Annotated in this window: 10 protein-coding genes and 1 pseudogene; 2 read left to right on the top strand and 9 right to left on the bottom strand. The window is 42.8% G+C overall.

Going from position 1 to position 11,339, the window contains the following annotated elements; genetic code table 11:
* Together FTU05_RS07320 and FTU05_RS07315 are read left to right on the top strand one after the other, a co-directional pair.
* Positions 1 to 92, top strand: a pseudogene (locus FTU05_RS07320) (IS5/IS1182 family transposase); the annotation flags it as partial.
* A gap of 683 nt (positions 93 to 775) precedes the next feature.
* On the top strand, positions 776 to 2,296 hold the full coding sequence (locus tag FTU05_RS07315) for a catalase (protein ID WP_111884100.1): 1,521 nt from the start codon (positions 776 to 778) through the stop codon (positions 2,294 to 2,296).
* 82 nt (positions 2,297 to 2,378) lie between these two features.
* On the opposite strand, the gene FTU05_RS07310 is transcribed toward FTU05_RS07315, so the two are convergent.
* The 9 genes from FTU05_RS07310 to hcaE all read right to left on the bottom strand — a co-directional run bounded on the left by FTU05_RS07310 (position 2,379) and on the right by hcaE (position 11,310).
* Entirely contained in the window at positions 2,379 to 3,434 is a 1,056-nt protein-coding gene (locus FTU05_RS07310) for an MBL fold metallo-hydrolase (RefSeq protein ID WP_180164762.1), read from the bottom strand.
* 60 nt (positions 3,435 to 3,494) lie between these two features.
* Positions 3,495 to 4,436, bottom strand: a complete 942-nt coding sequence (locus tag FTU05_RS07305; protein WP_180034972.1) for a cation diffusion facilitator family transporter — start codon at positions 4,434 to 4,436, stop codon at positions 3,495 to 3,497.
* A 231-nt stretch (positions 4,437 to 4,667) separates the two neighbouring features.
* A complete protein-coding gene (locus tag FTU05_RS07300; RefSeq protein ID WP_168377924.1) occupies positions 4,668 to 5,570 on the bottom strand; it encodes a DMT family transporter in 903 nt (300 codons plus the stop codon).
* Between the two features lie 435 nt (positions 5,571 to 6,005).
* Complete coding sequence (gene hcaD / locus FTU05_RS07295; protein ID WP_180007136.1) at positions 6,006 to 7,241, bottom strand: 3-phenylpropionate/cinnamic acid dioxygenase ferredoxin--NAD(+) reductase subunit; 1,236 nt, start codon at positions 7,239 to 7,241, stop codon at positions 6,006 to 6,008.
* Positions 7,242 to 7,252: 11 nt separating this feature from the next.
* Positions 7,253 to 8,215, bottom strand: a complete 963-nt coding sequence (locus tag FTU05_RS07290) for a 3-carboxyethylcatechol 2,3-dioxygenase (protein ID WP_180164760.1) — start codon at positions 8,213 to 8,215, stop codon at positions 7,253 to 7,255.
* Positions 8,216 to 8,280: 65 nt separating this feature from the next.
* Positions 8,281 to 9,099, bottom strand: a complete 819-nt coding sequence (gene hcaB / locus FTU05_RS07285) for a 3-phenylpropionate-dihydrodiol/cinnamic acid-dihydrodiol dehydrogenase (protein ID WP_078192772.1) — start codon at positions 9,097 to 9,099, stop codon at positions 8,281 to 8,283.
* A 2-nt stretch (positions 9,100 to 9,101) separates the two neighbouring features.
* Complete coding sequence (gene hcaC / locus FTU05_RS07280; RefSeq protein ID WP_067763933.1) at positions 9,102 to 9,428, bottom strand: 3-phenylpropionate/cinnamic acid dioxygenase ferredoxin subunit; 327 nt, start codon at positions 9,426 to 9,428, stop codon at positions 9,102 to 9,104.
* Entirely contained in the window at positions 9,428 to 9,946 is a 519-nt protein-coding gene (gene hcaF / locus FTU05_RS07275; RefSeq protein WP_067763936.1) for a 3-phenylpropionate/cinnamic acid dioxygenase subunit beta, read from the bottom strand. The genes hcaC and hcaF overlap by 1 nt, the downstream gene beginning before the upstream one ends.
* Positions 9,943 to 11,310, bottom strand: coding sequence for a 3-phenylpropionate/cinnamic acid dioxygenase subunit alpha (hcaE, locus tag FTU05_RS07270; RefSeq protein WP_078192774.1), 1,368 nt, complete (start codon positions 11,308 to 11,310; stop codon positions 9,943 to 9,945). Before hcaE ends, hcaF begins: the two co-directional genes overlap by 4 nt.
* Positions 11,311 to 11,339: the final 29 nt, after the last annotated feature.

Raw genomic sequence — 11,339 nt, 5'->3', positions numbered from 1 at the left:
TTAGAGGAATTGCCACAAGATACGATAAGCTAAAACGTAACTATCAAAGCGCTGTTGCTTTAGCTTGTATATTTATATGGTTGCCTCTTTAGCTCAATTTATCGGCTGTAAATGTCAACACACCCTAGTTGCAAACTATACACAGGCCCATTGTATAATCACTTGAAGGAGCACTTGTATCAGCCACACAGTCGTGCCATGTGCTCATGCCAATACGGTCCAGTCTTGTTTAAGTGCTTATCCTTTTGGGAGTAAAATATACCCCGAGGTCAAAATGGGTTCGCCATTAACCCCCTCGACTACGATATGCGATCACGTAAGGTTGCCTAGTATGTTGATATGATGTAGGAATCGATTCACGCTGGAGTGACAACACCTGACCTGACAACAATAAAGATAGGTGTGCCAACTAGCATCACCCCATCACCCCATAAAACATTAAAACAAAATATATAAATAATATAAATTCAATAACTTAATCAATCGAATTAACCATTCGTTCAAAACTATATTTCCATTTGTCAAAAGCTAAATAAAGTTTTAGAGTAAATGAGTAGATAAAGACTCTTAAGCTTTCAATCACAACAGTTTTATGATATCTCGTCGATTTATTGCTGCCTAAAAATTTTTTACAATAAGAGAAAAACTGTTGTCACATTGTCACTTTAAAATGAATTAACAAAACGGTTAATGTCATGTGCTGTTGAGCGTGTTATCAATTGATAAGGTTATAACTCCCAACTTTAATACATGATTATAATAATGGAGATACTCAATGAGCGACGACGTTAAAAAATGTCCTGTCACCCACCTAACAACTGATGCTGGTGCTCCTGTTGTAGATAATCAGAACAGTATGACGGCAGGTGCACGTGGTCCTTTGCTTGCCCAAGACCTATGGCTTAATGAAAAACTCGGTAATTTCGTTCGCGAAGTGATTCCAGAGCGTCGTATGCACGCCAAAGGTTCTGGTGCCTTCGGTACGTTTACCGTAACTAACGATATTACCCAATATACTCGTGCTAAAATTTTCTCAGAAGTTGGTAAAAAAACTGAACTTTTTGCTCGTTTTTCTACCGTAGCAGGTGAGCGTGGTGCTGCAGATGCAGAACGCGATATTCGTGGTTTTGCCCTGAAATTCTATACTGAAGAAGGTAATTGGGATTTAGTTGGTAATAACACACCAGTCTTCTTCCTACGTGATGCTCGTAAATTCCCGGACTTAAACAAAGCAGTAAAACGTGATCCGAAAACCAATAAGCGTAGTGCAACTAATAACTGGGATTTTTGGACTTTACTTCCTGAAGCTCTACACCAAGTTACGATTGTGATGTCTGACCGCGGTATTCCAGATGGTTACCGTCATATGCATGGTTTTGGTAGCCATACTTTCAGTTTTATTAATGCTAATAATGAACGCTTCTGGGTTAAATTCCACATGCGCACTCAACAAGGCATTAAAAACTTAACCGATGCTGAAGCTGAAGCGATTATTGCCAAAGACCGTGAAAGCTCACAAACCGATCTGTTCAATGCAATTGAACGCGGCGATTTTCCAAAATGGAAAATGTACGTTCAAATTATGCCTGAACTTGATGCAGAAAAAGTACCTTATCACCCATTTGATTTAACCAAAGTATGGCCTAAAGGCGACTATCCGTTGATTGAAGTGGGTGAATTCGAACTCAACCGTAACCCTGAAAACTATTTCCAAGATGTTGAACAAGCCGCTTTCGCACCAAGTAACTTGGTGCCGGGTATTAGCTTCTCACCTGACCGTATGCTGCAAGCGCGTTTATTCAACTATGCTGATGCTGCACGTTATCGCGTGGGTGTAAACCATTACCAAATTCCTGTAAATGCACCACGTTGCCCTGTTCATTCCAACCGTCGTGATGGACAAGGCCGTATGGATGGTAACTATGGTGCAACACCGCATTATGAACCAAACAGCTTCAGCCAATGGCAAGAGCAACCACAATACAAAGAACCACCATTGAAAATTACTGGTGATGCTGACTTGTGGGATTATCGTGAAGATGACAGCGACTATTTCAGTCAACCACGTGCATTATTCAACTTAATGAATGATGAACAAAAACAAGCATTGTTTAATAACACTGCTGGCGCAATGGGCGATGCACTCGACTTCATCAAATACCGTCATATCCGTAACTGTTACGCATGTGATCCAGCTTATGGTGAAGGTGTTGCAAAAGCATTAGGCTTAACTGTAGCGGATGCGCAAGCTGCTCGTGCAACTGATCCAGCTCAAGGTAATCCTGGCTTGCTTTAAGTTTTATCTTTGAATAAAAAAACCACCTTTTAAGGTGGTTTTTTCTTGGCATTAAATATTCCAATTACCTTCTAATTAATCCTTAAACAATCAGTTTTTTGCCTTCATGCATGGTCAAAAATGGATTCATTAACTTTGACGTTTTACGCATGGCTTGATGTAAGTCATGCTCCGGCTGATCTCTAGCTTCATCGGTCAACTGAAAAGTCCGATAATGCATGGCCAATGAACATTTAGACTGTAAGTCTTTATGCGCTTGAAAAGCCTCTTCGGGATTCATATGCAAATATTTCATTAAACGACGTGGCTCATAAGCCCCAATCGGCAATAACGCCACACGCGGTGCGCCTAAGCGTGTATGAATTTGCTTGAAATGTGCGGCATAACCGGTATCACCTGCAAAGAAGAAATGCCCTGTGCTATGTAAGATAGAAAACCCGCCCCATAAGGCATGATTTTGATCGCGCCATCCACGCCCTGAACCATGCTGTGCAGGCGTATAAACGATACGCAAATCTTCAAACATTTCCGATTGCCACCAATCAAGTTCAATGACATTGAAATGTGTGGGTAAATAATAAGCATTGCCTAAACCAGTATAAATCGGCATAGCAAATTGTTCATGTAACCAATTCAAGGTTGCTAAATCCATATGATCATAATGATTATGGCTCAGTAAAACCCCATGAATTGTAGGTAATTCTTCTAAGGCAATTCCTGCAGGACAAGCACGTCGTGGTCCAGTCCCTTGACGTGGGCCTGCATACTCCGCCCATACAGGATCGGTCAAAAAATTATATGGCCCAATTTGAATCAAAACCGTCGCATGTCCGACAAACCAAACCAACCAATCATCCATTTTAGCCAATGGCCGATTGTGCGGAATGCTACGCGAAGAGGCAAAAAACTGTTGGTATTCTTGCTCACGATCTACTTTCCACGTGTCGCTTTTACGCGTCATGATCCATTTCAGCATATCTTTACGCGTAAACGGATCTGGATTTCGAATGGTATTAAAGAATTTTTCCCCATTAAAATGGTCGGTTGCCAGATAATCAAATACAGGCTTCGTCCACGTATGTTTCATACAACGTTCAGTACTGATTTGAAATTGTGCTGATTGAGTTTTTTGATTCATGTGTATTTAAAATTCATTCACTGTGCTGACAAACCATGCAAAGTATTTAACCTCGCAGACCTATTGATCAAGACGACCTTTCATGCGCTCAAGCCAAACCTTCCGAGATTGAGGCTTGACAAAGAGTGCCACAATTTCAGGATGAAGCTGTTTAATTTGTGCTTCAATTCTGTTGACACAAGCTTCTATATCATCTGACGTTAAATTATCTTTAAATTCAAGACTCAAAGATGCCAAAACTTGATGTGCACCCATCTGCTCTGTTAACACCCCATTGGCAGAATGCACTGCTGGATCTTGCTCTGCAACCATCAAGACATTATGCCTCAATTGTGGGTCAGCAGTTTCTCCCATGAGCAATCCTTTAGTCTCACGTGCAAGTAAAATTGCTGAAATAGCGAGTACAACCCCAATTAGAATTGATGCCAGACCATCAAGCATTGGCATATTCAGCGCGTGTGATAAATAGATACCGATCAGGGCAATAAACAGACCAATCAGCGCTGCTGAATCTTCAAATAACACGGTAAATGTCGTCGGATCTTTACTGCGTCGAAATGCTTCAAAATAGCCCTGTTTCCCTTTGATTTTACGAAATGCTTTCAATGCCACAAACCAAGAAGTCCCTTCACACAAAATCGCAATACCTAATACGATATAGTTAATCATCGGATTTTGCATTTCTTCGGGGTGATAAATATGACTAACCCCTTGATAAATCGACACGATCGCACCCAAAGCAAAGACCATCAACGCCACAATAAAAGCCCAAAAATACAGCTCTCGCCCATAGCCAAACGGATGGCGTGCATTTGCTGGCTGCTGCGATTTTTTCATACCGTAGAGCAGTAAGATTTCATTTAAAGTATCAACCACAGAGTGAATAGCTTCACTCAACATGGCCGAACTATTCGTGATATAGGCAGCGACAAACTTCACCAGTGCAATCGCTAAATTGCCGAAGAGCGCTGCATATACCACGATTTTGTTAGATTCAGACATTTAAAATTGTCCTAAATTTATTTTTATCAAACAGATCTATTTGATTTTATAGCTCATTCCATAGTACTCAAACTGACTGTAGCTGTTGTTTGTTATTTTGTTGTTTTTACACCAACTGTCGATTGTTTCGACAATGCCATCATGTTCCATGTGAAACACGCTCTTTAGCGAAAAGGTATAGAACAAAAAAGGAAGCCGCAGCTTCCGTATAATTCTGTAGATGTACGAGGTTCAACGTACTTTATTAAAATATTGCTCGCGCCACTCTTTCCAAAAGTACATCACAATACCAAACATCACGACCACGATTCCAACAAAGGCATTGGAGCTAATATGTTCACTGTTCAACGTCGCTCCCAAAACCAATGCTATGACAGGTGTCATCACATTACTGAGTGACACCGTTGATGCGGCCAAACGTCTTATAAGCCAGAAGTAACACAGCATTGCCACAATGGATGACATGATCATGGTAAAGACAAATCCAATCATGGCACGGCCGCTTGGCAATTCGGTTGGAAAATGCTGCCAGATAAAAGGAATAATGAGCATCGATCCTAAAGCAGAAACAATCAGGGAACCGGTTGCCTGTGACATCGGCTTTAACGGTGCATTAATCTGCTTCACCCAAAAAATCGAACTAATATACGACACCATGCTGATTAGCATCAGTACAACGCCAATTGGATTGACTTTGCTATCAGCAGAATCTGCAAAGACAAAAGTTAGACCTCCCACTGCAACCGCCATGCCCAACCACTGCAAAGCGACCAATTTATGTGTTTTTAAAATTACATGCCCAATCAAACCGGCAATTAAGGGTGAAAAACCAAAAATCAGTGCCATTAAACCAGAGGTGAGATAATTGGCTGCGAGATAAATAAACAACTGTGCGCCAATCAAATTCAAACTCCCTGCCACATAACTTTTTAATGAGGTTTCATCAAACGGCAAAGGATCACGCATCAATTTCAACAGAAACAGCGCAATAATAGATGCGCCGAAGTAACGGATAATCAACACCCACATCGGATGTATTTCCTGCACACTCCACACAATCGCGAGCGGCGTCGTCGCCCAAATCAGTACCAAAAGAGCATATATACTTGCCGTCAGCGGCAGTGAAGATTTCATTTCATTCTCAAATTTGATTGTTCTAACGACTTAACCTGAAACCCACTATTCAGATCTGGAACTACTCGTAAGACCATTAACTAATAAAGTTTAAGACCAATTATTGTTCTCCCCTTTATCAACTAAATTGGAGGCGGTATGAATGCCACCCGATCGTTTGGGGTATAAGGACTTCTCCTCAAACGATCAATAATCTCCCCTAACCCCTCTTTAAAAAAAGAGGGGGAATCATCCAAACGAAATCCATTCTTCACAAAGACTACTCCCTCCTTTGAAAAAGGAGGGCTGGGGAGGATTAAAACCGTTGAATAGATCTACATAAGCTAAAACTATATACATGGACTACAAAATAGCTTTATAAGTGCGACGCTAAAACTAAAGACATAAAAAAACAGACCTACGTTACCGCAAGTCTGCTCCTCTTAGACATTCAGCTTACTTTACAAGTTTACGTAAATCTTGGCTTAAATCTAAATATTTATCCGCTTCAAACGCCGCATTCTTGCTAATCAATTTTTTCAAATGACGCATCTCTTTTGCAGCATTCACCGTAATACCACCAACAATGACACCGTCAGTTACACCAAACAATACAAATGAAGACTCAGCCGCCAATTCAGGTTTAATTTCACCACGAACGATCCATTCGCTTGCAGCCATATCACCTACAAATTGATAGTTGATATTCAATTGATCTGTCCAGAACCACGCTGGATTTGGGGTTGGATGTTCTACATCCATTACATGACGAGCAAAGATACCTGCTTGCAAGTTCGCATTTTCCCATGTTTCCACGCGGCGGTGGTTACCACAGTCACGAAGCTGAGTCGCAACGTCACCCGCTGCATAAATATCTGGATGCGAAGTTTGGCAGTTATTATTCACTTTAATGGCAAAATCAACGTCTAAACCTGCATCAACCGCAAGTTGAGCATTTGGCACAATGCCAATACCATAGATCACTGCATCGGCACGAAGTTCTTCACCGCCTTCAAGCGTGATCACTACTTCTTCGCCATCAAGCTTACAGTCAGCAATAGAAGTCGAAAGACGAACATCTACACCTGCAAGACGTTGCTGTGCCAATAAGAATTCACTTAAAACACGTGGAGATGAACGACCCATGACCATCGGACCCATTTCAATCACGGTCACGATACAGTCTTTAGAACGTGCTGAAGATGCAAGCTCAAGACCAATCACACCACCGCCGATCAATACAATACGGCGACCCGCTTGTAATACAGGCACCAATGCTTGTGAATCTTCAAGGTTACGTAAGGTATAAACGTGTTTACCCAAAGCATCGAAATTCGGTAAACGGCGTGCTGCACCACCGGTTGCTAGAAGCAACTTGTCAAATGCAACAATTTCGCCATTTTTCAGTTCAACTGTTTTCGCATCGCTATGGATTTTCACAACGCCATTGCCACGAATATGTTCAACACCGAGTTCTGCCAATTTTTCTTCTGACAGAATTTCGATTTTGGTCTCTTCAGGTTTTAGAATTACGTCTTTAGACAAAGGCGGACGTTCATAAGGAAGATGTGTTTCATCACCCACCAAAATGATTTTGCCTTCATACTTGTTCGCACGGAGTTCTAAAATGGCGCTAGCACCAGCTTGACCAGCTCCAACAATAACGATGGTTTCGATACCATTTTGGCTCATGGGTTTGTTCCTTATTTCAATTCTGCAGATACGATGCCGAAGCCCGCAATCCACTCACTAATATCTTCGTAGCAATGTGTTGTCATGTCGTATTCGCCCACTTCATGTAGTGCAGCAAAAGCAGCCATCCAAGAACGAACTTCTTGACCGCCACGACCGCCTTCAACACGAATTTCAGCTTCAGTCATCGCTTCAATGGCAGCAAAGTCAGCTTTGGCGAAAGTATCAAGCAATGCACGATCCCATTCTGGGTTTAAAGGCACTGCGACAGAAGTATCACCCGCTGCGAGTTTTTGACCGACAGCAATGATTTTGCCTTGACGTGTATTACGTGCCTCTTCAGTTGGATTACGACCTGCAATCAGGAACTCTTCCACTTCTGGTGGAACTGAACCCATTTGCGGCGTTGGTGGATCATGAGACAAACCACCTGTACCCAAAACAAGTACACGTTCATTCTCTAAGTTCAATGATTTAATGAACTGACCGACTGCACGACCCAAAGCGACTGTACGCTTGGTTGTTGGCATCGGTGCAGCAGCACCATTGATAAAAATTGGAATCGTTGGATAACGATCAAGTTTGCCGTCGCACAGGAAGTGCAATGGCTGAGTCACACCATGGTCAGCTTGCATACGGTATGAGTACGCAACATCAACACCTTCATCCAACACACGACGTACTAAATTCACTGCAGTTTCTTCAGGTACGTTGATGTGATCATTGTCTTTACCATAATCCCAATCACCTGCTGCTTTGGCACGAATACCGACGCAGAAAGATGGCATGAGGTCATAGAAGAAACCATTGAAATGGTCTGGACCAAAAGTAATGATCAATGTTGGATTATAGTCTTCAACTTCTTTAGCGAGTTTGGCAAAAGTTTCGCGAACTTTTTCCTCTTTGTATTTCTCTTGCGGAGAAGCGAATTCCATTAGGGGACTGTGCGATGCACAAATAAGTTTAACGGCCATGGGTGACTCCTAAACGGAAGGCAGCCAAGACGGCTGCCGAGTAAGTCCTTTACGTATTTGGCGAATTAAATCTCGTCAAAGAAGCCAGCACGTGGTTGACGTAAACCACGGATACCCAGACCACATTCAGCATTAATTAAAACACCAGTTAATGGGCGGTTGTTTTGACGAGAAGCCAATAACACGTATGAACCAGTCATATCTTCAGGTTCGGGTAAGAAATTGAGCGGCATGCCGCGTGCAATCTTCTCAGGATCGCGTGCATCGAGTAGACCGAGGTTTTCTTGGCCTAAAGAAGCAGCACCTTTGATGTTTACATTCATACCCGACGGAGCAACAGCGTTCACTCGTACTTTAGGCGCAAGCTCGTAGGCTAATTCTTTCATGATCCCAACGCCAGCATGCTTAGACGCTGTGTATACAGGGCCTCCGCCTGCCGAATACAGTGCTGAGTTAGACAAAGTAAATATGATAGAACCTTCCGAAGCTATCAATGCATCAAGTGCAGCTTTGGCACCTAAGATGAGAGATTTGGTGTTAATACCCATAATCTCATCAAAAGCTTTTTCCAGCTGTTCACCCGATGTATTGACGATATCTGCGTAATGATCCCAGATACCTGCGTTTCCGACGAAACAGTCAAGTTTGCCATAATGTTCTACAGTTGCTTGAACTGCACGAACATTATCCTCATAGCTGGCTACATCTCCTGCGATCGCAAGCACGCGGTCACCAAAATGTTCTTTCAATGCATCAACTTTCGATTGAGAACGTTGAAGAACAGCAACTTGTGCACCTTCTTCTAAGAAACGTTCAACCAATGCCCAGCCTAAGCCTGAACCACCACCGGTAATAAGTGCAACTTCGCCTTGTAGCCAACCCATGATTACTCTCCTGCCATCTCTACGTATAAAGCACCATCTTCAACAATCACAGGGAATGTTTTGATAGGATCTGTTGCTGGTAAGCATAATGCTTGACCAGTTTTCAAACAGAATCGAGCCGAATGAAGTGGACATTCAACAGTGCCATCATCTTCAAGGTAACCTTCAGACATTGAAGCATTACCATGTGAACAACGGTCGTTCATCGCGAAAAATTCGCCATTGTTGTTGAATACTGCAAGCGCATCGATACCATTCACGCCGCAATCTACTTTCAATGCTTCGCCTTCGTCTAATTCGTCAACTTGGCAAACAAAAATCTTATTCATTAGAAGAACACGCTCAGGTTATGTGAGTTGTAAGTCACCTGATCAAGGGTAATCTTACGGTTGAAGATTTCGAAACCTTGCTCAGTGTCAACTTTGCGGATCTTGTCGTGACGCTTACCACAGTAGATTGTTACATCTTTCTCTTTCTGGGTACGGTACAACAAGTACGTTACGTAAACGTCGTATTCGCCTTCAACTTCTGTCGCTTCAACAATCACATTTGAAACCATGTGTGTTGTACGTGAAGGAGGTTCTTCAGCCCAAGCCATACCTGTCTCTAAACGAGCTACACGGCGTTCCAACAAATCTTTAGTATCGTTAAATACCCAAGTTGTTGGCGGCTCAATCGAACGACGACGGTCACGTGTTTGCGCGTTTGGTGTTGTGCGTAGCGTATAAGAAATATCTTCCGCTAATACAGCTAACCAATCACGGAACTTCCAATCGTCCAGCAATTTTGCTTCACGATAAAGAAACTGACTAATTTGGTGATGGAGTTCTAAACTAATTTGACTCATTTCATAAGCTCCTTCTCATATTCGTCAGCCGCAGCTTCAACGTCTTCCCATTTTTCATGAATCAATAGGTCAGCCCAACGACGGTACATACCTCGTGCAGCTGTTTCTGAGAAAATGTAGTTGGTGATACCAGGGATACCATCTTCACGTACTTTCTCGTTACCTTTACCCATTTCCATAATTAATTTGTTTTGACGGGCTTTATAACCACGTAAAACTTTTTGAATTTCAATCCAGTTCTCAGAGTCATCTTGCTCAAGGAAACCAGCAGGACCGAAGGCACGTGTTGCAGAACGTTCAAATGCTGCTTGTACATCTTCTGGCGCGTCCGCATCACAGATACAGAATGCCCATACTTCAGTTTTGTTTGGACCACGTGGGTGCCATACACGAAGCGTTGCAGTACCGTTCAACCAAGATAGTGTTGGGAACATAGTGTTGTGACCAGCAAGACGCAGTGCACGAGTTTCACCTAGGCGTTCTTTCACTTCTTCATACGTTTCACGGAAGTAGTTTGCTACTTCACCATCCACCCATACGTTTGCGTCTGGTTTCTCAGTGAAGAAGAAGCCTGAACCGTGACCACGTGAACCGTATTGGATCGCGTCTTTGGCAGTTTCCCAAACTGGACGGGCAGTTTGTGCAGCACCTAATTTCTTAGAAGATTCATCATCTGGTTTAGCACCAAGCACCTGAATCGCAGATGCATGAGAGAACAACGCGTGGTATTGGTCAGAAGCGAACTGTTCAGCTGCAAATTTCCAGTTACAGTCGATTTCCCATTTGTGTACACCACCAACGATCACAGTACCACCTTCACGACGGTCTACAACGCCGTCCAGGTACCAAGCGATATCGCCCATGTATTCTTCTAGATCTGGAGTTGTTTCATCCCAGCAGCCGAATACTAAGCCTTTGTATGATTTAACGCGGTTAACTTCTACCAGACCCCATTGCTCTTTACATGCACCATGTGGGTAAGCACGATCTTCAAGCGGGATATCTTTTAGAGAACCGTCAATACCGTATGACCAGCCGTGGTATGGGCAAGTGAACGCACGTGTATTACCACAGTCCGCGAAGCTCACACGCATAGAGCGGTGACGACATTGGTTTAAGAATGCTTTGATTGAGCCATCTTTTTGACGTGCCACGATGATTGGATCTTCACCCATATAGGTATTGAAGAAATCGCCAGCTTTAGGAATTTGGCTCTCATGGCATAGGAATAACCATGTACGACCGAACACACGTTCTAATTCAAGTTCGTAGATGTCTGGATCTGTATAGATAGATGGCGTGATACGTCCATTTTGTGCATCGACTAAAGCATCGATTTCGCGCACATCAATTTTTCCACTCATGAAAAGCTCTCCTGTGACCATAAGGCACA

It is taken from the genome of Acinetobacter sp. YH12049 (genome assembly GCF_013419875.1).
In the GTDB taxonomy this organism is placed as follows: domain Bacteria; phylum Pseudomonadota; class Gammaproteobacteria; order Pseudomonadales; family Moraxellaceae; genus Acinetobacter; species Acinetobacter amyesii.
The sequence above is the reverse complement of the archived record's forward strand: the minus strand, read 5'-3'. Positions and strand labels throughout refer to the sequence as shown.